21 protein-coding genes are annotated in these 21,424 nt (G+C 38.1%); 17 read left to right on the forward strand and 4 right to left on the reverse strand.

The annotated features are described in order from the left end of the window. Positions 1-21 precede the first annotated feature (21 nt). Entirely contained in the window at positions 22-690 is a 669-nt protein-coding gene (locus tag V4B17_RS01475) for a uracil-DNA glycosylase (protein ID WP_455479749.1), read from the reverse strand. A gap of 591 nt (positions 691-1,281) precedes the next feature. On the opposite strand from V4B17_RS01475, the gene rpoZ reads away from it, so the two are divergent. The 11 genes from rpoZ to panB all read left to right on the forward strand — a co-directional run bounded on the left by rpoZ (position 1,282) and on the right by panB (position 10,667). Further along, positions 1,282-1,680, forward strand: coding sequence for a DNA-directed RNA polymerase subunit omega (gene rpoZ / locus V4B17_RS01480; protein WP_455479750.1), 399 nt, complete (start codon positions 1,282-1,284; stop codon positions 1,678-1,680). A gap of 131 nt (positions 1,681-1,811) precedes the next feature. Then, positions 1,812-4,037 carry a RelA/SpoT family protein gene (locus V4B17_RS01485; RefSeq protein WP_455479751.1) on the forward strand — a complete coding sequence of 742 codons (2,226 nt, stop codon included), beginning with the start codon at positions 1,812-1,814 and terminating at the stop codon, positions 4,035-4,037. A gap of 16 nt (positions 4,038-4,053) precedes the next feature. Beyond that, positions 4,054-4,632 carry an orotate phosphoribosyltransferase gene (gene pyrE, locus V4B17_RS01490; RefSeq protein ID WP_455480156.1) on the forward strand — a complete coding sequence of 193 codons (579 nt, stop codon included), beginning with the start codon at positions 4,054-4,056 and terminating at the stop codon, positions 4,630-4,632. 95 nt (positions 4,633-4,727) lie between these two features. After that, positions 4,728-5,303, forward strand: a complete 576-nt coding sequence (locus V4B17_RS01495; RefSeq protein WP_455479752.1) for a DUF2062 domain-containing protein — start codon at positions 4,728-4,730, stop codon at positions 5,301-5,303. Between the two features lie 23 nt (positions 5,304-5,326). Then, on the forward strand, positions 5,327-5,728 hold the full coding sequence (gene acpS, locus V4B17_RS01500; protein WP_455479753.1) for a holo-ACP synthase: 402 nt from the start codon (positions 5,327-5,329) through the stop codon (positions 5,726-5,728). 80 nt (positions 5,729-5,808) lie between these two features. Then, positions 5,809-6,621 (forward strand): signal peptidase I, encoded by an 813-nt coding sequence (gene lepB / locus V4B17_RS01505; protein WP_455479754.1) that lies wholly within the window; start codon positions 5,809-5,811, stop codon positions 6,619-6,621. Then, positions 6,602-7,309 (forward strand): ribonuclease III, encoded by a 708-nt coding sequence (gene rnc / locus V4B17_RS01510; RefSeq protein ID WP_455479755.1) that lies wholly within the window; start codon positions 6,602-6,604, stop codon positions 7,307-7,309. Before lepB ends, rnc begins: the two co-directional genes overlap by 20 nt. Next, positions 7,302-8,201, forward strand: coding sequence for a GTPase Era (gene era / locus V4B17_RS01515; RefSeq protein ID WP_455479756.1), 900 nt, complete (start codon positions 7,302-7,304; stop codon positions 8,199-8,201). The genes rnc and era overlap by 8 nt, the downstream gene beginning before the upstream one ends. A 4-nt stretch (positions 8,202-8,205) precedes the next feature. Further along, positions 8,206-8,952 (forward strand): DNA repair protein RecO, encoded by a 747-nt coding sequence (recO, locus tag V4B17_RS01520; RefSeq protein WP_455479757.1) that lies wholly within the window; start codon positions 8,206-8,208, stop codon positions 8,950-8,952. Positions 8,953-8,980: 28 nt separating this feature from the next. Further along, positions 8,981-9,850 carry a pantoate--beta-alanine ligase gene (gene panC / locus V4B17_RS01525; protein WP_455479758.1) on the forward strand — a complete coding sequence of 290 codons (870 nt, stop codon included), beginning with the start codon at positions 8,981-8,983 and terminating at the stop codon, positions 9,848-9,850. Beyond that, positions 9,837-10,667, forward strand: coding sequence for a 3-methyl-2-oxobutanoate hydroxymethyltransferase (gene panB / locus V4B17_RS01530; protein ID WP_455479759.1), 831 nt, complete (start codon positions 9,837-9,839; stop codon positions 10,665-10,667). Before panC ends, panB begins: the two co-directional genes overlap by 14 nt. A 456-nt stretch (positions 10,668-11,123) precedes the next feature. On the opposite strand, the gene V4B17_RS01535 is transcribed toward panB, so the two are convergent. Both V4B17_RS01535 and ygfZ read right to left on the reverse strand, forming a co-directional pair. Then, entirely contained in the window at positions 11,124-11,744 is a 621-nt protein-coding gene (locus tag V4B17_RS01535; protein WP_455479760.1) for a YfbR-like 5'-deoxynucleotidase, read from the reverse strand. Continuing rightward, positions 11,744-12,610, reverse strand: coding sequence for a CAF17-like 4Fe-4S cluster assembly/insertion protein YgfZ (gene ygfZ, locus V4B17_RS01540; RefSeq protein WP_455479761.1), 867 nt, complete (start codon positions 12,608-12,610; stop codon positions 11,744-11,746). Before ygfZ ends, V4B17_RS01535 begins: the two co-directional genes overlap by 1 nt. 64 nt (positions 12,611-12,674) lie before the next feature. On the opposite strand from ygfZ, the gene V4B17_RS01545 reads away from it, so the two are divergent. Continuing rightward, a complete protein-coding gene (locus V4B17_RS01545; protein ID WP_455479762.1) occupies positions 12,675-14,003 on the forward strand; it encodes a dihydroorotase in 1,329 nt (442 codons plus the stop codon). A gap of 164 nt (positions 14,004-14,167) precedes the next feature. Here V4B17_RS01545 and V4B17_RS01550 read toward each other — a convergent pair whose 3' ends face one another. Further along, on the reverse strand, positions 14,168-14,572 hold the full coding sequence (locus tag V4B17_RS01550; RefSeq protein ID WP_455479763.1) for a TIGR02301 family protein: 405 nt from the start codon (positions 14,570-14,572) through the stop codon (positions 14,168-14,170). Positions 14,573-15,090: 518 nt separating this feature from the next. Between V4B17_RS01550 and cysS the strand changes: the two genes are divergently transcribed. The 5 genes from cysS to pssA all read left to right on the forward strand — a co-directional run bounded on the left by cysS (position 15,091) and on the right by pssA (position 20,979). Further along, the gene (cysS, locus tag V4B17_RS01555; RefSeq protein WP_455479764.1) at positions 15,091-16,596 is read left to right on the forward strand and encodes a cysteine--tRNA ligase; all 1,506 of its coding nucleotides are present in this window, start codon (positions 15,091-15,093) and stop codon (positions 16,594-16,596) included. Between the two features lie 42 nt (positions 16,597-16,638). Next, entirely contained in the window at positions 16,639-17,310 is a 672-nt protein-coding gene (locus V4B17_RS01560; RefSeq protein WP_455480157.1) for a DUF421 domain-containing protein, read from the forward strand. A 120-nt stretch (positions 17,311-17,430) separates the two neighbouring features. Further along, positions 17,431-19,314: an ABCB family ABC transporter ATP-binding protein/permease gene (locus tag V4B17_RS01565; RefSeq protein WP_455479765.1), complete on the forward strand. Its 1,884-nt coding sequence runs from the start codon at positions 17,431-17,433 to the stop codon at positions 19,312-19,314. Between the two features lie 118 nt (positions 19,315-19,432). Continuing rightward, positions 19,433-20,131: a phosphatidylserine decarboxylase gene (locus V4B17_RS01570; protein ID WP_455479766.1), complete on the forward strand. Its 699-nt coding sequence runs from the start codon at positions 19,433-19,435 to the stop codon at positions 20,129-20,131. 8 nt (positions 20,132-20,139) lie between these two features. Beyond that, positions 20,140-20,979 (forward strand): CDP-diacylglycerol--serine O-phosphatidyltransferase, encoded by an 840-nt coding sequence (gene pssA / locus V4B17_RS01575; protein WP_455479767.1) that lies wholly within the window; start codon positions 20,140-20,142, stop codon positions 20,977-20,979. The last annotated feature ends 445 nt before the right edge of the window (positions 20,980-21,424 follow it).

The raw sequence follows: 21,424 nt of genomic DNA on the forward strand, positions 1-21,424 counted from the left end.
TTATGTGCTTCTAAGGAGACTTCAGCATTGATCCAGATATGTTTTTGCTGCTTCAAAAATCTGATGAAACATAGCATCTGTTAAACGCCCAGTGTTGGTATTATAGCGTGAACAGTGATAGCTTGAAAAGATACGTAATTTTCCGATGTTATTTATTTCGCCATGTCCGAAAGGATGGGTTAAAATTTTTGCGTTGAGAGCGCGTAGTGTTGAATGGTGTGCAATAGTGCCGAGAGTAATGACAGCTTTCAGTTTAGGAAGATTTGTTAGAAGAGGAGAAAAGAAATATCGGCAAGTATTGATTTCTTCACCAGTGGGTTTATTTTCTGGTGGAACACAACGAACTGAGTTAACAATCGCTACATCAATTAATTCAAGAGTGTCGTCCGCTCTTTCTTCGAAAGTTCCTTGAGCAAAACCAAATTTTTTTAAAGTGGAGTAAAGTAAATGCCCAGCATAATCACCAGTGAACGGGCGTCCAGTTCGATTTGCACCACGTAATCCAGGAGCAAGGCCGACAATGAGGAGGCGTGTTGTGGCAGCACCTTTATAGGGGAAGAATGGGCGTACCGGTGCGTTATGCCAGTTTGGTTCCTTCATACGCCATTCAGAGATGAAAGTGTGTAATCGTGGACATAAGTTGCAATTTTTCGGTGGTTCTGGGCAAAGCGATGTTGATTTGCTGTTCATGGAGTTGGCATTAATTATTTTTTATAAAAATTCTTTTGAGATGTTTATAGGGTGTATGACAAATTATATCTTTGTAAATAGCTACAATAAATACGAACAAACTACTTAAGGATAAAATTCAACATAAAATTATTGCTGATTACTTTGCAAAGAGCAACAATTTGTTCTTAATCTATTGGAGCAATGAGATGTTAATGAATACGGTGTTTCATGGGATAAAATCTCTCATTTTTATGAATATCTTATCATTAAAATTTTGCATTAATCTTTTGTTATTACGAAATATTTTTAACAATTTTGAGTAATAAATACTTCTTTAAAGAATAGCCTCCAGAGAAAGTGTTTTTTTAGACAAGTATACATTTTTTGTCTAAATTTGACATTCTTAAAACCATTTTATTTCAGAGTAGTATTAACAGTTAGCTTGTACAGTCTATGCAATTTATTATAAAGCCTCGAAGGATTTTTTTCAATAAGCTCTTTGGGCAAAAAGTATTAAATTCTGCATTGTTTTTCTTGTATTTTATTTTGTTTATTGTATATATTTTATCTTCATTGTGAAATTTTTTAATCTTTAAGAAAGAGGCATAAATGGCCCGTGTAACGGTAGAAGATTGTGTTGATAAAGTTGATAATCGCTTCGAGTTGGTGCTTTTAGCTGGGCATCGGGCGCGTCAAATTTCGCAGGGTGCGCAGATCACGATTGATCGTGATAATGATAAAAATCCAGTTGTTGCTTTGCGTGAAATAGCAGAAGAGACATTATCACCTGCCGATTTGAAAGAAGATCTTATTCATTCTCTGCAAAAGCATGTAGAAGTAGATGAGCCAGAAATGGCAAATGAATTGATTACGCACTCAGGTGAAGATGAAAGTGTTTTTGAGACTTCTTCAGAAGAAGGGGGCAGTTCGTTCGATCATATGTCAGAAGAAGAGCTTTTGGCGGGTATTGAAGGTTTGGTTGTTCCAGAGAAGAGTGACGATTATTAATTGCAGTGGTTTATAGTTGCGGAAGTGTGCGTGCGTTTTATATGGGAGCAATTATTTTTTCTTGTGTTTTATTGATGAAATATGCTGATATTCAATAATGATTAGGTTGTAGAGATAAAGGATATGCTCGTATGATGCGTCAGTGTGAGCTTGTTGGGCGTGTTCAACGTTACAAGTCTGACGTGGATGAAGCTTTGTTAAATAGAGCCTATGATTATGCAATGCGAAAGCATGGTCATCAAAAACGTGCTTCGGGTGATCTTTATTTTTCTCATCCTTTAGAAGTAGCCGCTATTTTGACAGATATGCGGTTGGATGAGGCGACAATAGCCGTTGCTCTCTTGCATGATACAATTGAAGATACAAGTGCTACACGAGCAGAGATTGATCAGCTTTTTGGATCTGAAATTGGTAAGTTGGTTGAAGGGCTCACAAAACTTAATAAGCTTGATCTTGTATCGAAGAAGGCAGTACAAGCAGAAAATCTGCGTAAACTTCTTATCGCTATTTCTGATGATGTACGTGTTCTTTTAGTCAAACTTGCTGATCGTCTTCATAATATGCGTACTCTTGGTGTTATGCGTGATGAAAAGCGCCGGCGAATTGCTGAGGAGACAATGGATATTTATGCGCCGCTTGCCGGTCGTATGGGCATGCAGGATATGCGCGAAGAGTTAGAAGATCTTTCTTTCTTTTATTTAAATCCAGAAGGTTATCGTACGATTACTAATCGACTAGCTGAATTGTCGAAGCGTAATCGTGATTTGCTTTCTACAATTGAAAACGAGTTGACAAAGATTTTTTTCGAGCATGGTATTAAAGCAGATGTTAAAAGCCGCCAGAAAAAATCTTATTCAGTTTTTCGCAAAATGGAGAGTAAAGCACTCTCTTTTGAACAATTGTCTGATATTTTTGGATTTCGCGTTATTGTTGAAACAGTGGATGATTGTTATCGTGCTCTTGGTGTTATCCATATGACGTGGCCAATGGTACCTGGTCGTTTTAAAGATTATATTTCTATACCAAAACAAAATGATTATCGTTCCATTCATACAACGATTGTCGGGCCTTCAAGGCAACGTGTTGAGCTTCAGATTAGAACTGCTGCGATGGATGCAATTGCTGAATATGGTGTTGCAGCACATTCCATTTATAAAGATCATGGTTCCAATTATTCGACTTCGAAGTTATCAAGTGAAACCAGTGCTTATGCATGGTTACGTCAAACGATACAATCTTTGTCAGATGGGGATAATCCAGAAGAGTTTTTAGAACATACAAAGCTTGAGCTTTTTCAAGATCAAGTTTTTTGTTTTACTCCAAAAGGTCGGTTGATTGCTTTTCCAAAAGGCGCCACGCCTATTGATTTTGCTTACGCAGTTCATACTGATATTGGTGATTCTTGTGTGGGTGTAAAAATCAATGGTCGTATTATGCCCTTGATGACAAAATTAAAAAATGGTGATGAAGTTGATATTATACGTTCACAAGCTCAAATCCCACCAGCGGCGTGGGAGTTTCTTGTTGTAACAGGCAAGGCACGCTCAGCCATTCGTCGTGCAACTCGCGCTGCGGTACGCAAGCAATATTCTGGTTTAGGACATCGTATATTAGATCGTTCGTTTGAGTATATAGGAAAACAATTTTCAAAAGACGCTCTTAAGCAAGTTTTACCACGTTTGGCACGCAAAGATGTAGAAGACGTATTAGCTTCTGTTGGACGTGGTGAATTACTGTCTGCTGATGTAATTAAAGCAGTTTACCCTGATTATCAGGATCATCGTGTCGTACAAAAGTCCTCTTTTAAGCCCAGAGAGGAAGGTTGGTTTAACATTGAAAATGCTCAAGGGATGATTTTTAAAGTTCCACAAAATGAAAAGGATGTAACTGCAGAGAAACATCAATCCAAAGCGTTACCTATTCGAGGAACCCGTGGAGATATTCCGGTTCGGTTCTCTCCTGAAGGAGCTGTGCCAGGAGATCGGATTATTGGCATTATGCAACCAGGATCTGGAATTATTATTTATCCGATACAGTCTTCGGCTTTGATGGCATATGATGACCAACCAGAACGATGGATTGATGTCCGCTGGGATATTGATGCTCAAATGAGTGAACGTTTTCCTGCTCGAGTTAATGTTTTAGCTGTTAACAGTCCAGGCTCTCTGGCTGAAATTACGCGAGTGATTTCTGCGAATGATGCCAATATCCAAAATTTATCATTCATCCGTACAGCACCAGATTTCACAGAAATTATGATTGATCTGGAGGTTTGGGATTTAAAACATTTGAATCGTATTTTTTCTCAGTTAAAAGAGGCAGGTTCGGTTAGTGCAGTAGAGCGGGTTCATGGATAAAAAGAGAAGTTTTGTGATGAATACACAAGATGTGATTGATATTTTTAAACAAGCAGATGCTATTCTGGAAGGACATTTTATTTTAACATCGGGTCGTCATAGTGCTACTTATATGCAGAAGGCAAAAGTATTTATGCATGCTGATTTAACGGAAAAGCTATGTCGTGGATTGGCCAAAAAAATTAAAAAATCTGTTGAGGGAGAAGTTGATTATGTAGTTGGTCCTGCGATTGGTGGTCTTATTCCTTCATACGAAACTTCGCGTCACCTCGGTGTTCCTTCTCTTTGGGTAGAGCGCGTAAATGGTGTATTTGAGTTGCGTCGTTTTGAAATCAAGAGGGATGCACGGGTTGTAATTGTTGAAGATATTGTCACAACAGGTCTTTCTATTCGTGAAACGGCTGAGGCTTTAGTTGCAGCAGGAGCAAATGTGTTGGCGAGTGCATGTATTCTTGATCGTTCTGGCGGTAAGGCTGATGTTGGAGTTCCATTGATTGCACTTGCTGAATACGAGATAGCATCTTATGAGTGCGATGCACTTCCTGCTGAACTCGCCATGCTTCCAGCAATTAAGCCAGGAAGTCGGAATATTTAATTGCTTTTCTATTTTTTTTTATGCAAAAGCTTTGGAGACATTCATTTGAGTCATACGGATTATTTTATTGTTACAGGATGTACATTGAGAATCATATGCTTTTTCGTCGTAAAAAACCAATAGATTTTGTAAAGCGTATTCGACTTTGGTTATGGCCACGTCGTTCGTTCTCTCGCTCATTTTCTTACATACGTAAACGTGTTTTGCGTATATCAGCCACACCGCATCAAGTAGCGCTAGGATTTGCTATTGGTATTTTTTTAGCTTGTTCGCCTCTCTTTGGAATGCATATTGTTTTGGCAATATTTTTTTCTTGGCTTTTTCGCGCAAATTTTGCAGCGTCAATCATTGGGACAGTTTTTTCTAATCCCCTTACATTTTTACTGATTGTTATGGCTGATTATAAGGTTGGTTATTTCTGTTTATCGCTTTTTAGCAATGTAAATGAAATTTCTCTTTCGCAAATTCGCGTTTTGTTTAACGGCTTAACACTGTCAAATGTATCTCTGCTTTTTAAGGGTACATGGGACTCAATCATGAGACCGATGATTTTAGGTGGTACCATTTTGGGTTTTATTTTTGGTAGCTTATCTTATGTAGGTGTCTATAGAGCGATCGTTCGCTTTCAACAGAAACGATACCAAAAGATTATAAAAAAAAAGCATTTGTAGCAAAGAAATTCGGGTGGTATTGTATGATAATTGGTCTTGGAAACGATTTAATTGATATAAGACGCATTGAGAAAGTGTTGATTCGTTATGGCGACCGTTTTGTTGAGCGTGTTTTTACCAACGTGGAGCAGATCAGATCTGAAAATCTTCAAAAAAGATCTTCTTCTTACGCCAAAAGATTTGCTGCCAAAGAAGCATGTGCTAAGGCTTTGGGGACAGGAATCGCTTGTGGAGTGGGTTGGAAAGACATGGGAGTGGTCAATTTACCATCTGGCAAACCAGTCATTAAGCTAGCAGATCGCGCGCAAGTGCAATTACAAAAGTTATTGCCTCCCAATTATGAAGCTGTCATTCATTTGAGTATAACGGATGATTTTCCTTGGGCACAGGCATTTGTTATTATCGAAGCGTTTCTGCGTGGATAGATATTGTGGGAGATTGTGCTTTTGTTATTTGAACATTATGATAAAGGTAAATCATATCTGTGATGGGAAGGTGGTTTGGAATGGTTCAGAAAGAGAAAATTCGTAAAAAGGAAAAAAAAGGCGGAGCTTTTGAATTTATTTTAGTTTTAATCCAGGCTCTGTTTCTGGCAGCGCTTGTTCGTACGCTTTTTTTTCAGCCTTTTAGTATTCCTTCTGGTTCAATGCGTCCTACTTTGCTTGTAGGAGATTATCTGTTTGTCTCCAAATATGCATATGGGTATTCTCGTTTTTCCATACCTTTTTCTCTTCCTCTTTTTTCGGGACGTATTTGGGCATCTCAGCCTCAGCGCGGGGATGTTGTGGTTTTTCGTTTACCAAGTAATCCTAGCATTGATTATATAAAACGTGTTGTTGGGCTACCAGGTGATCGTATACAAGTTCGTCAAAGTGTCCTTTATATTAATGATCAGGCTGTTTCACGCCATTTTATAGGGAAGGTTGATAATTCTGATATAACAGAGGTTAACTACCCTGTTGACGTTTACCGTGAGACAATGCCTAATGGTGTTCGCTATGATACACTTGATTTAGCTTTTATCCCACAAGTTGATGACACAAGAGTCTTTGAAGTTCCACAGGGGCATTATTTTATGATGGGGGACAATCGCGATAATTCAGACGATAGTCGTTTAGATGTAGGCTATGTTCCAGAAGAGAATCTTATTGGTCGAGCAAGTGTGATTTTTTTCTCTATCAGCAATGGTTCAAGTGCTTGGCAGATTTGGCGCTGGCCGTTTGATGTGCGTTGGAGTCGTTTGTTTTCTTTTATTAATACTGTTCATGATTTGCCGCTTGTCAAGCAAGGAATCGACAATGAATCGTCCGATAATTGATCAGCTTGAAAAACTGACGGGGCATCATTTTAAAAATGAAGAGAGATTAAAAAGAGCATTAACACATTCTAGCATACAAGATTCGGAACAGGGAAATTATGAGAGACTGGAATTTTTAGGTGATAGAGTTCTAGGACTCTTGATTGCAGAGATGCTATATCAATTTTTTCCGCAAGCAAGTGAAGGTGAATTATCGGTACGTTTAAATGGTTTAGTAAATGCGCAGACATGTGCCGATATTGCGCGAGAGATGGGTTTGCCCGATATGATTCATGTCGGTTTTGAGATGAAAAACTTAAAGGGTCGCCGGCTCACAAATATGTACGCTGATGTGATTGAATCTTTGATTGCTGTCATGTATCTTGATGGAGGACTAAAGAGTGCTCGACTCTTTATTCAAAAGTATTGGCAAAGTCGAGCAAAACAGATGGATGCCAGTCGGCGTGATGCCAAGACAGAGTTGCAGGAATGGGCGCATGTACAAGGCGGTGTACAGCCACAGTATCGGGTTATAAAACGTTCAGGTCCAGATCATGATCCTATTTTTATGGTAGAAGTAAGTATTTCTGGTTATGCTCCAGAAATTGGACAGGGAAGTTCTAAAAGATATGCCGAAAGAATGGCAGCTGAAAAAATTTTGCAACGAGAAGGTATATGGAAAATAATGGGAAAAAGTGACCATGAATGACGTTAAAACGCGTTCTGGTTTTGTTGTGCTTATTGGAATGCCTAACGCTGGTAAATCGACTTTAATTAATCAGTTGGTTGGAACAAAGGTTTCAATTGTAACGCATAAAGTACAAACAACGAGAACTTTAATCCGCGGCATTGTTATTTATGATAATACACAAATTGTGTTGATTGATACACCGGGTGTTTTTCGTCCTCATAAGCGGTTAGAACGTGCAATGGTATCTGCTGCGTGGGGGAGTGCTAAGAGTGCTGATATTCTTTTAGTTTTGATTGATGCTCAAAGCGGTCTTTCTGATGGTATTTATACAATGTTAGATATTGTAAAAAGTATCAGACAAGATAAGATTCTTGTTCTTAATAAGATTGATACAGTTGCTAAATCGTCCCTTTTAGCATTAACCGCAAAAATTTATGAGCGCGTAAAATTTTCACAGACATTTATGATTTCGGCATTGAATGGTTCTGGTTGTAGGGATTTGCTCCATGCGTTGAGTAACATGATGCAGAAGGGACCATGGTATTATCCAGAGGATCAGATTTCAGATATGCCTATGCGTCATCTTGCTGCTGAAATTACGCGTGAAAAGCTGTTCCTTCGTCTTCACGATGAACTCCCTTATTCTTCAACAGTTGAAACAGAGAACTGGGAAGAGCGTTCAGATGGTTCAGTTAAAATTAATCAGGTCATCTATGTAGAGCGTGATAGTCAGAAAAAAATTATTTTAGGAGCAAAAGGCGATACAATTAAAGCAATTGGTCTGGCAGCGCGCAAAGAACTCATGGAAATTATGAATCAGAAGGTTCATCTTTTTTTATTTGTGAAAGTGCGTGATAATTGGGATACCGATCCGGAACGTTACCGCGAAATGAGATTGGATTTTTTTTAATAAAATGAAATGGAAAGAACAAGCTTTTATCCTTGGTACACGCCAATATGGTGAAACAAGTGTCATTCTTGAAATTATGACACGTCAGCGTGGCCGTTATATGGGAGTGGTAAAAGGGGGACGTTCGCGTCGTATGGCAGCTCTTCTTCAACCTGGGAATTTTGTTGAGGCTGAGTGGTGGGCACGTTTAGACGAACATTTGGGACTTTTTCGGCTTGAAGCGCTTAACCTACATGCGGCACGATTAATCCTCTTACCAGAGGCACTTTATGCTTTGCAGTTGTTAGCTTTTCATTTGCGTCTTCTTCCCGAGCGTGATCCGCATCCCATTTTGTATGATATTTTATATCTTTTTATGCAGAATTTTTATGAACCGTCTGTAAACGCAGAATTACTTGTGCGCTTTGAAATGCGGCTTCTTGAAGAATTTGGATTTGGCCTTGATTTATCTCATTGTGCTGCAACAGGTAGCTCGGAGAGACTTTGTTACGTGTCACCAAAATCGGGACGAGCTGTATGTGAGGAAGCTGGACACCCTTGGAAAGAGAAGCTTTTAACTTTACCACAGTTTCTTGTGCAAAGAACCGAATGTCCTGCAGATTTTAATGACATAATGAATGGTTTTATTCTAACAGGTTTCTTTTTAATGCGTCACGTTTGGGAACCACGGGATATAAAGCAGCCAGCAGTGCGCATGAATTTGATACAATTGTTTGAACGGCGGTTTTGTATGCAAGCATTAATTTGTTGATTTGATAAATGAAGAATAGAATACGAAGATGAGAGTCTTAAAAACAATTGCTGAAGTACGCCAATATATCGCGAAAGATCGCCGTTTAGGATTTTCGATTGGTTTGGTTCCCACTATGGGAGCGTTACATGATGGCCATTTGGCATTAGTGCAGCAAGCAATAGCGATATGTGACCGAGTATTAGTTTCTATTTTTGTCAATCCAAAGCAATTTGGCCCTCATGAAGATTTTGATAAATATCCAAGAAATTTAATGGGCGATTGTGCTTTGTTGAAAAAAGCAGGTGTTGAATATGTTTTTGCACCTTCTGTAGAAGAAATCTGGCCACCAGGAAATGACACAATAGTGAAGGTAGAAAAATTATCGCGTATTTTGATAGGGAGGTTACGTCCAGGGCATTTTTGTGGTGTGACCAGCGTTGTTGCTAAGCTTTTTAACATTGTTCAACCAGATAAGGCTTTTTTTGGGGAAAAGGATTTTCAACAAATTGTAATTATTCGACGTATGGTTGAAGATTTGGCTTTTCCTATTGAAGTTGTTGGAGTGCCTATTTCACGTGAAGAAGATGGTGTAGCGGGTTCTTCACGGAATCAGCTTTTAACATTAGAAGATCGCAAAGCCGCAAAAATTATTCATAAAAGTGGTAAAGCTGCCGAAAAGCTTTATCGCCAAGGTGAGCGGTCGGTCGCTAAATTATGCAAAACTGTTCGCGATATTTTACAGCAAGAATCACGCGCGATCATTGAATCAATAGATTTACGAGATATGGAAAGTTTATGCGTTGTCAGAGGCAAATTAGATAAACCTGCAGTTTTACTTCTCAATGTCCGCTTTGGCGCAGTAAGACTTATTGATCAATATATATTACAAGAGAAAATTAAAAATGAGTGTACATAATAAAATTATAAAGCGTATAACTTCTTCTGAAATAAGATCAAGAAAAGGGCAACAACCGATTGTTTCTTTAACGGCTTATCAGGCTTACACTGCACGGATTGCTGATCCATATTGCGATTTTCTTTTGGTTGGAGATAGCGTTGGTATGGTTGTGTATGGGTTTGAGACGACACTCCCTGTTAATTTAGATATGATGATTTTACATGGGCAGGCGGTTATGCGTGGGTCTAAGAAAGCTCTTGTCGTTGTCGATATGCCCTTTGGTTCTTATGAAGAAAGTCCAGAACAAGCTTTTTTAAATGCATCGCGTATTCTTGCGGAAACAGGGTGTGGTGCAGTTAAGCTTGAAGGTGGTGTTTATCTAGCGGAAACAATTGATTTTTTGTGTAAACGCGGCATTCCAGTTATGGGGCATATCGGTCTTACTCCACAGGCGGTAAATCGTTTTGGTGGTTTCAAGACACAGGGGCGCAAGGAGAGTGATTGGCAAAGGATTGAAGCTGACGGGGCAGCGATTGAAGAGGCTGGTGCTTTTGCTGTTGTTGTGGAAGGGATTGTTGAACCCTTGGCGGTAAAGCTTACAGAAAAACTTTCTATCCCTACGATTGGTATTGGTGCATCCAGTCAATGTGATGGACAGGTATTGGTTATGGAAGATATGTTGGGCTATGGCGCTTGTGTGCCAAAATTTGTGCGTCGCTACGGCACTCTTGAACAAGCAATGGAGACTGCGATCAAGAATTATGCAGAGGATGTCACATCACGTACTTTTCCAGCTGATGCAGAAGTTTATAAGCTTAAACAAAAGTTAGATTAAGATAAAAAGCTCTATGAAAAAGGGTATTTTTTACAGAAGTTTAAGATAAGCGGATTTTTTATACACATTTTTCTCATGCTCAATTTGATTTATTAATTCTCTATGTGATCCATATAATGGTCAATGAGATCAGAGTTTTTTATGGTGTTGTTGATAGCATATTGTAGAAAGTGTTTGCACTTAATGATATTTTTTTGAAGGATTTATAGGATAGATCATGAAAGGGTGGAATTCTTCTTATAGTCTGTTTTTAAAGAGTTTTGTGAGGAGAATAATGCTTTAATATACTGAATGTTTTTTGAGTATTGTTGCCTGTAAGGGTGAGGTGACAATCCACTAAAGGCATAAATAATGAGATGATATATTTTTATTTTCATCCAAGGGGTGCAGTCTTAAGGGAAAGATACGATGTGATTTTTTTAGCAATAATTAAAGGATAAATGACAAAAAGAATTGCTAAGAGATTCTATGAACATCGATCTCCTTAAAACGCGTTAAAAAGGCATTTTCAATTTGCTGTGTAGAGCATGGTTTCAAATGAAGTCCATCTGGTAAGATATCACTTGGATGACCAAAATAGTGAAGGGCTTCTTCTGTATTAAATCCGGCAAGCGTGATAGCTTCGTAAAATGCAGCGATACGGTCAGCTTGTTTGATTTTTTTTAAAAGCTTTTGAGAAGGATTAACGGGGAGAGAAAAGCGCATATGGATAGCATCTTGTATACGTTTTTCTACAAGCTCATATTGTTTTCCTATGACGGCTTTAAAGGGTGAAATCATGTCGCCGATGACATATTCTGGTGCATCATGAAGAAGAGCACACAGACATTCATTACTCTGTGATTGCGGAAAAAGCTTTTGAAATATTTGTTCTGCTAAAAGTGAATGTTGTGCGACAGAATAGGCATATTCTCCTCGTGTTTGACCGTTCCAACGTGCAACTCGGGCAAGACCGTGCGCAATATCTTCAATTTCAACATCAAAAGGAGAAGGATTTAGCAAATCAAGTCGCCGACCAGAAAGCATTCTTTGCCAAGCACGAGCTTCTCCATTTTGTGATAATTCAGCTTTAGCCATTAGCGCGTTTCCACAGTACTTTCAGGAAAGGTAAAGTTCATATTTTCAGAAATGCTTACGGTGACGGGAGTATTTTTTACCGTTAATGGAATACCTTTGTCCATAGCATCTTTGATGTGGTCAATACGCATTAAAGTGAGAGCTTCATTTGCAACACATGTTCCCAAGCAACCAAGTACCTTTGTTCCTGCTTTAACGCTAGAACCTGAAGTTAATTCATGTTGACTTTTTACGAGCAAAATTCGGCGACGAGCTGTGCGACGGTGATGCATTCGTGAAACAATTTCTTGCCCGACATAGCAACCCTTGTTGAATGCCAGTCCACTGATTTGATCATAATTAATATCATGGGGAAAGACTTTACCTATTTCGTAGTCTTGACTGCTTTCTGCGATTGCATAACGGATACGCAATCGATTCCAATTGTCATGATATTCCGAGGCAGAAAAGGGTGTTTTTCCATAGATTCGTATTATTTTTTCTTTTTGTGGAAACCTCTTATCAATAAAACTTGAATCAAAATATAAAGTATCTGATTCATTATTCCAACAAACTGTAACAAGTTCTTGTGATGGTTGTGTAATTTCAACTTTTTTATGCAGCTTATAGAGGAGCAGGCGTTTGTAAAGGGTATCAGCTAGAGATTCAGCAATATCAATCAGATAACCATCGTCTCTTTTACCGATAAGAAAATCAGCAATAACCTTTCCTTGTGGAGATAAGAGAGCCCCAGGAAAAATTTCTTGTGCGCCGATTTTTGTTACATCTGTCGTGATAAGAACCTGTAAAAAATGTGTTGCTTCTTCACCAGTAACTTTAATAATTCTGCGGTTTGTGAAAAGAATAGCATTTTGTTTTTCAATCATGGTTCTTGCCTTTCTGCTCAAAGTTACATAATCGATAAAAAAGGGATATGTAAGGAGTACGGCTATGTTTAAAACATTTGATACAATTTTAAAAGGCGCAACAGTTGTGAATCATGATGGAAGTAGTAAGCGTGACATTGGTATTACAAACGGTCGTATTGCTGAAATTGGTGATCTTACACGTGTATCTGCTGGTGAAGTGATTGATTGCACAGGGCTTCATATTTTGCCGGGGATTATCGATAGCCAAGTTCATTTTCGCGAGCCTGGCAATGAACATAAGGAAGATTTAGAAAGTGGTTCTTATTCTGCGGTATTAGGGGGGGTCACGGCAGTGTTTGAAATGCCTAATACCAATCCATCAACCACATCGGAAGAAGCATTATCCGATAAGATGAAACGCGGATTTCATCGAATGCATTGTGATTTTGCATTTTGGGTTGGGGGAACACGCGAAAATGCACATGAATTGGTTGAGTTAGAGATGCTTCCAGGTGTTGCTGGAATTAAGGTATTCATGGGGTCTTCTACTGGTGATCTTTTGGTGAATGATGATGAAAGCGTGCGTCTTATTTTGAAGAGCATACGTCGTCGTGCAGCTTTTCATTCTGAAGATGAGGCAAGACTCGACGAACGTAAAGTACTGCGTATTGAAGGAGATGCATCATCGCATCCAGTTTGGCGTGATGAGGTCGCAGCATTAAAATGCACGCAACGCTTGGTGAAAATCGCGCATGAAACAAAGGCGCGCATTCATGTGTTACATCTTTCTACTGCGGAAGAAATTGATTTTCTAAAAAAACATAAGGATGTGGCAACAATTGAAGTTACGCAGCATCATTTGACTTTAACAGCTAATGATTATCGGCATTTTGGTACATTGATTCAGATGAATCCCCCAATTCGTGAGAGCCACCACCGTGAAGCTCTTTGGTATGGTGTTCAGCAAGGTATTGTTGATGTTTTAGGTTCTGATCATGCGCCTCATACACTTGAAGAAAAACTACAGCCTTATCCTGATTCACCTTCAGGTATGACAGGTGTGCAAACGACAGCAGCAATTATGTTAACACATGTGAATGCAGGAAAAATATCTCTTGAACGTTTTGTTGATCTCACGTCGCATGGTCCTAGCCGCATTTTTGGTATAAGCTGTAAAGGGCGCATTGCTGTTGGATATGATGCTGACTTAACCATTGTTGATCTTAAGCGGGAAGAAGTTATTACGAATAGCTTAATTGGTTCACGTGCAGGGTGGACACCCTATGATGGTCAAAAAGTTAAAGGCTGGCCTGTTGGAACCATTATCCGTGGTATGCGTGTTATGTGGGAAGGTGAAATTATTACACCTTCGCAAGGTGAACCTGTTAAATTTATAGAAGCTTTGATGTGACCACATACAATTGATAGATTTTATAAAATGGTTGTACGGGTGAAAAGGTGCTCATGGTGATTTTATTATACGAAGATAAAAGCATATTGAGGCTTTATGCTTCAAAATTTGCTATAATTTATATCAAAGTAGGCTTGTTGATCTATTCATTTTTGAGAGTATTGTCAGTGAGATAAATAAAATTGAGGATTTGGTAATTTGTGTACAGGTTGGTTGCTATAATACGTGAGAAGGTTTTCAGATAAAGCTCTTCCTTCTTTGATATATCTTTTGTTTGCTTTAATTGCTGATTGTGTACAATGATGATAATTCTCTGAAAAAGCACGATACGCTCCATTAAACGCTTCGTAAAAATAAGCGCGTCTTTGCGGCATTGGTTGTTCTGCCTCAATCAGTGCATTCATGTGGCTGTACCATTGATTTGTTGGAGTACTACAAAGGTTTTGTAGATAGTGAAGGGATCCTAAAATTTCTGCCATCCGCAGCAATTTTGTCTCATAGAGTGGTGATCGTTGTGCAAGAGCTGGTGTTAAAGTTAAAAAAATAATATTTATCAATATATTACGCATTAATTTATTTTCTTCCTTTTAATAAATTTCTGTACCATGCACAATTGCAAAAAATGATTTTATTGTAGAGCATTACGTTACAAGATAGGACGCAAATGAATTTATGCATCATTACCAAGACGAGTGTGCGCTATAAAATCTAGGGCATAAAGACAGTGAGAAAAGCGTCATAGAGATTTATTGAAGATTCTAACAAAGCTTTGTGTGGTTAAAAATTTCAAATTTTCTGGATACAACTTGTTTTTCATATAAATTTAAGTTGTATCACACATTATAGATTTTCTTCTGTGATATTCCTTCATCGGGAAAAAGTATATATCGATAAAATACTATTATATTCAATCAAATAAAACGGATTGTTTTTGTGACAGATGGTTGATACAGCCTAGAAGAAATGGGAAAACTATGAAAATTTTACGTAAGCTATAGAAAGTTTTAGCTCAAACTGCATAATGCAACGATTTTGGATAAGATTCATCTTAGGAAGCGGCAAACAGTATCGCTAATGGAGTATAAGGATGAGAGAGTTGCGATTTTATAATACGCTTACACGTAAAAAAGAAAATTTTGCACCAATAGATACGACGAGAGTACGTCTTTATGTTTGTGGTCCAACAGTTTACGATTATGCTCATATAGGTAACGCACGCCCAGTCATTATTTTTGACATGTTATTTCGTTTATTGCGTCAGATCTATGGTAAAGATCACGTTATATACGCACGTAATATTACAGATGTAGACGATAAAATTAATGCACGAGCAGCCTACGAGTATCCAGAACTGGCACTTAACGAAGCTATTCGTCGATTGACGGAGCGTACCTATTCTCAATTTCAGCAAGATACACTAGCGCTTGGTTGTTTATTGCCAACCAGTCAACCGCGTGCAACAGATCATTTAGAAGAGATGCGCTCTTTGATTGAACGACTGCTTAAAAAAGGACACGCTTATATAGCAGAAAATCATATATTATTTTCTGTAAGTAGCATAAAAAAACATCCCCATTATGGGTCATTTGCAAAACGATCCTTAGAAGAGATGAGAGCTGGGGCGCGTGTTGATGTTGCTGCTTATAAAAGGGAGGAAATGGATTTTGTTTTATGGAAGCCTTCTGTGGAAGGGGAACCAGGTTGGAAATCACCTGCAGGAATTTCTGTTTTAGGTCGCCCAGGGTGGCATATTGAATGTTCTGCAATGTCAATGGCAAAATTGTTGGAGCCCTATGGCGGTGGTTTGATATGTGATGATCCAACAGCAAATATCTTTGATATTCACGGTGGTGGTATTGATTTGATTTTTCCTCATCATGAGAATGAGATTGCACAAAGTTGTTCGGCTTTTGGAACAGAGCGAATGGCTAATATTTGGATGCATAATGGTTTTTTGCAGGTTGAAGGTCAAAAGATGTCTAAAAGCCTCGGCAATTTTACCACTATTCGCTCTGTTTTAGAGAATGATTTTTTTGAAATTAATGATGTTTTAACAAATGAAATGAAGCACAATTGGGCTGGTTTATCTGCACGTTTTTCAATGTTACAAACGCATTATCGTGAACCATTAAATTGGACGTTTCAGCGTTTAACACAATCTAGCAGAGAACTGTATCGTTGGTATGAATTGCTTCGTTATGAAAAGGGCTGTACAGAAAAGAATGAAGCTTTTGATGACTCTTTGATAAATGCACTCAGTGATGATCTTAATACTCCGAACGCATTTGCTCTTTTACGCAACTTTTATAAAACAGGTGATGCTGTAGCTCTGGCAAATGGGATGAATTTATTTGGGCTCTTATGTCGAGAATGGGTTAGAGATGAAGAGTGTCCATTGTTTATGAGAAAAGCTTCTCTTGATTCAAAATTTATCGATCAACGTATTGCCGAAAGGTCGCAACTTATCCATAATAAAGAGTGGGCAGCTGCGGATACAATTCGTGATGAGCTTGCCGCCGATGGGGTTATTTTAAGAGACGAAAAAGATCCACAGACTGGTGAGCGTACAACAACGTGGGAAATAAAGCGATGACAATGCCTATTCCAGCAGCTTTCATAAAAAAGGGAAAATATGATGGAATTTGTGTATAGTTATGGACATGTCGCACTTAAGCTGGCTGTAGGTCTTGTTGCTTTTCTTTTAATTTTAAGAACAACCGGCCGTGGCAGTCTTAGTCAAATGACACCCGTTGATTTGGTTAGCAATTTTGTAATGGGGGGTATTATTGGAGGGGTGATTTATAATCCAAAAATTAGTATTGTTCAATTATTGGTTGTTTTGTTTATTTGGCAAGTCTTAGTTACATCTCTTAATTTTTTTGCACGCTATTCAGTTTTTTTTCGTCATCTTGTTGCAGGAGAGAACGTCGCATTAGTTTTGGATGGTATATTTCAAATAGACAAGATTAAGAATTTGGGCATCACTGTCAATGATTTGATTACAATGTTGCGTATTAAAGGCTGCAGTTTACATGAAGCTGCTTTTGTTCATTTAGAAACCAATGGTGATTGTTCTGTTGTTAAAAAAGAAGAAGGTAAGAAGTCTGTCATTTTAGTACAAAATGGTGAAGTTTTTGATAAAGGTCTTAAAGAGATTGGTAAATCAAAAACATGGCTTCAAGCAGAATTGAAAAAAAAACGTGCAAAGGTCGAAAATTTATTTGCGGCAGAATGGTATGAAAATACAGACAAAAATAATAAACCTTATAGTGGATTATTTCTTGTCCCTTTTTCAAAAACAGTCTAACCTCAGAAGCTAATACGTATCGTTTACAAGGGGCGTGTAGAAGGATGCTATAACCTATCAACAACAAAAGAGAAAATATTGTAATGCCTATTAAGTGGATGATAGAGAAGTAAGGGCTTTATGAAACAGAATAAAACGATAAAAACTGTATCGTCAGATACAAGCCAGACTCTGCGTACACTTTATAATTTATGGCCTTATATGTGGCCGGCAGATCGACGAGATCTAAAGGTGCGGGTTATGTGGGCACTGTTTTATCTCGTTTTAGCTAAGCTTGTTCTCATATCTGTGCCGTATTTCTTTAAATATGCTACGAATGCACTTGATGTAAACTTTAATCTTTCCACATGGGAATCATTCGGTTGTGTTATTCCTATTATGTTCGTTTTGGCATATAATGTTGCACGTATTGTTCAAGCCGCATTAAATCAGTTACGCGATTCTCTGTTTGCAACTGTTGGTCAACATGCTATTCGCCAGTTAGCCTACAAGACTTTTATACATATTCATGGATTATCTCTGCGATTTCATTTGGAAAGGCGAACTGGCGGGCTTTCTCGCGTGATTGAGCGTGGTACAAAGGGAATTGAAGCTATCGTTAGATTTTCACTTCTGAATGCAGTTCCAACAATTTTAGAATTTGTTTTGACAGCATTTGTATTTTATATAGGTTATGGATGGCATTATCTACTAATAGTTGTAATAATGGTTGGTTTGTATACTTGGTTTACAATCAAGGCAAGTGACTGGCGCATTCGTATTCGGCAGGAAATGAATATGGCAGATACTGAGGCCAATACACGTACTGTTGATTCTCTTTTGAATTTTGAAACGGTCAAATATTTTTGCAATGAAACTCTGGAAGCACATCGATTTGATTCTTCTATGAAAAATTATGAAAAAGCGGCAACAAAAATTTGGACATCATTAAGCTGGTTGAACTTTGGTCAGGCTCTTATTTTTGGTATTGGAATGGCCATTTTGATGTTGATGTCAGCTTATGAAGTTTTGTATGAAACACAGACTTTAGGGGATTTCGTTTTTATCAATACGCTGTTAATACAGCTTTCTATTCCACTGAATTTTATTGGCTCAATTTATCGTGATGTTCGACAAGGATTAACCGATATTGAAGCTATGTTTGACCTTTTGGATATTCAGCAAGAGATCGTTGATAAATCAGATGCAAAACCACTAATGGTAAGTCGTGGCACCATTCGGTTTAATAAGGTAAAATTTTCCTATGATCCAAATCGCCAGATTTTAAAAGATATTGATTTTGAGGTTCCTGGAGGAAAAACAATTGCAATTGTTGGTCCATCAGGTGCTGGTAAGTCGACTATTTCTCGATTACTTTTTCGTTTTTACGATGTTGATGCAGGTTCCATCACAATTGACGGACAAGATATACGTGATGTGACGCAAAAAAGTTTGCGTGAAGCGATTGGTATGGTACCACAGGATACGGTATTATTTAATGATACAATCGCATATAATATTTTCTATGGACGTCCAACTGCTACAGATAAAGAGATGCGAAAAGCTGCTGAAATGGCACAGATATCAAAATTTGTTGAGATGCTTCCAGAAGGTTTTCAGTCTATGGTAGGTGAGCGTGGTCTTAAGTTATCAGGTGGTGAAAAACAACGGTTGGCTATTGCACGGACACTGTTAAAAGCTCCTCCACTTCTTATTCTTGATGAAGCAACTGCGGCTCTTGATACGGCGACGGAACAGGAAATTCAACAAGCATTAGATATCGTGAGCCGTGGGCGCACAACATTGATTATTGCTCATCGTCTTTCTACTGTTATCAATGCTGATGAAATTTTGGTTCTCAAAAACGGTCGTATTATTGAAAATGGAATGCATGCAGAGCTTTTACTTAAGAAAGGTCTCTATGCTTCAATGTGGAATAAACAGCTTGAAGCATCGAAAGCTGAAGAAAAATTGCGTAAAATGCATGAAGAAGATGAGATGGGTATTGTTGGTCGTAAAAAATAAACTGCGCAAAATTTTGATTATAACTTTATATGGAGTGGTTGATTAAGTACATAGAAGGACAAGGAAGAACAAAAAAATTTATTGCTTGTTTTAAGTTATATTATGAATAGGAAATTATATGAGTATTCTACAATCTGTCCATAATGGCTTCGTGTCAATTCATAAGGAAGGTTACCCTTTTATTGTAGCGTTTTTTATTATTACGCTTATTCTTGGTTGGATATGGAATCCATTGTTTTGGTGTGGTTTGGTTCTCACTGTGTGGTGCATCTATTTTTTTCGTGATCCAGATCGTGTTATTCCTTTGAATCCAAATTGGATTATCTCTCCTGCTGATGGGCGCATCTCTTTTGTTGAACCGTGTGTTCCTCCTGAAGAATTAGGATTAGGTAAAGAAGAAATGATCCGTGTTTCTGTGTTTATGGACATTTTTTCATGTCATATCAATCGTATTCCCATAAGTGGTACAGTAGAGTCTATAATTTATCGTCCAGGCCGTTTCATCAATGCTGAGCTTGATAAGGCTAGTCAATTTAATGAGCGTAATGGGATAGTGATTAACAGCAAACATGGTAAAGTCGGTATGGTGCAGATAGCTGGGATGATTGCTCGCCGAATTGTTTGTTGGTCAAAAGAAAATGATTCTGTCATTACTGGAGAACGATTTGGATTGATTCGTTTTGGTTCCCGTCTTGATATTTATATACCAACTGGAATGAAATTGCGTGTTGCGGTTGGACAGACAGCAATTGCGGGAGAGACGGTTTTAGCGTCTTTTGATGATAAGAGTTCTACAACTGATTTCAGATTTGATTAGGATGAGCAATGAAAAATTTTTCGCTATTTTCTTCGTTTAATCCTGAAGGACCGCATGATGATGTTGCAAATCGACGGCGTTCACCTACACCAATGCGGTATGTTATCCCAAATATCATCACTATTTTAGCGATTTGCGCAGGAATGAGCAGTATTCGTTTGGCTTTTGAGAATCGCTACGAAGCTGCTATTTTAATGGTGCTTTTGGCTGCAGTCTTGGATGGCGCTGATGGCCGTATTGCTCGTTTGATGGATGGGAGTTCATCTTTTGGTGCACAGATGGATTCTCTCGCTGATGTAGTTAATTTTGGTGTTGCACCTTCACTTATTGTTTATTCTTTTATTTTGACTCAAGCGCACCAGGTTGGTTGGGTTGCGGCGCTTGTCTATTGTGTTGCTTGTTGTTTGCGATTGGCTCGTTTTAATATAATGTTGGATAATACTGATATGCCAAAATGGCAGGAAAGTTATTTTGTTGGTGTTCCTGCACCAGCAGGGGCATTGTTGCTTTTATTGCCCATGTATTTGGGAGCTCTTGGCTTGAGGCCAGGTTGGAGTTGGGCATTGTTTTTTAGCCTTTATACTGTGATAATTGCGTTTCTTTTGGTCAGTCGTTTACCAGTATGGAACGCGAAAACAATTGATCAAAATTTGAGGCGTGATATCGTTGTACCGTGCATGTTAGGTGTTGTTATTTATGTAGGTTTTCTTGCAACGTACACATGGCATACTTTGTTGATCACTGCTGTTTGTTATATGATTTTTCTTCCCTGTAGTTTTTTAGCTTATAATAAACGGATTGTTTTGGAAGAAAAAAAACTCAATGCTAAAAATATCAAAAAACTTTAGAGCTGTATGTTTGTTTCTGGGAAAAAGAATATAAAGTAGAGAAAAATTTAATCTAGATTGGTTATTTTCGTTCTGTGTTTGTGATTGATTGAATCATGCTCCTTATGGAAAGTGATGTGCCGCTTTGGTACTTCATTCATAAGCTTGTTTTAAAGAAACTTCTCTTGTTGGTCTTAAGATCATTTTACAGTGGCGATTGTGAAGGGTATAATGAAAAATCCATCGTGCTCCACTGCTTCGTTTTTATAAAAAAGGTAAAAACTGATAATATCATCATGCCTATCAATTATGACTTTTCTTGTATTGAGAAGATTGATAAGAGGCATGTTTGCTCTTTTCTTAAATAATTTTATCTACACGTTTATTCCGTTTGTAGCATATAAACGAGTGTTTTTTCTGATTTATAATAAAAGGGGCTGAAGCGAGAGAAGCTTACTGTATTTTG

It is taken from the genome of Bartonella sp. B23, from assembly GCF_053793815.1.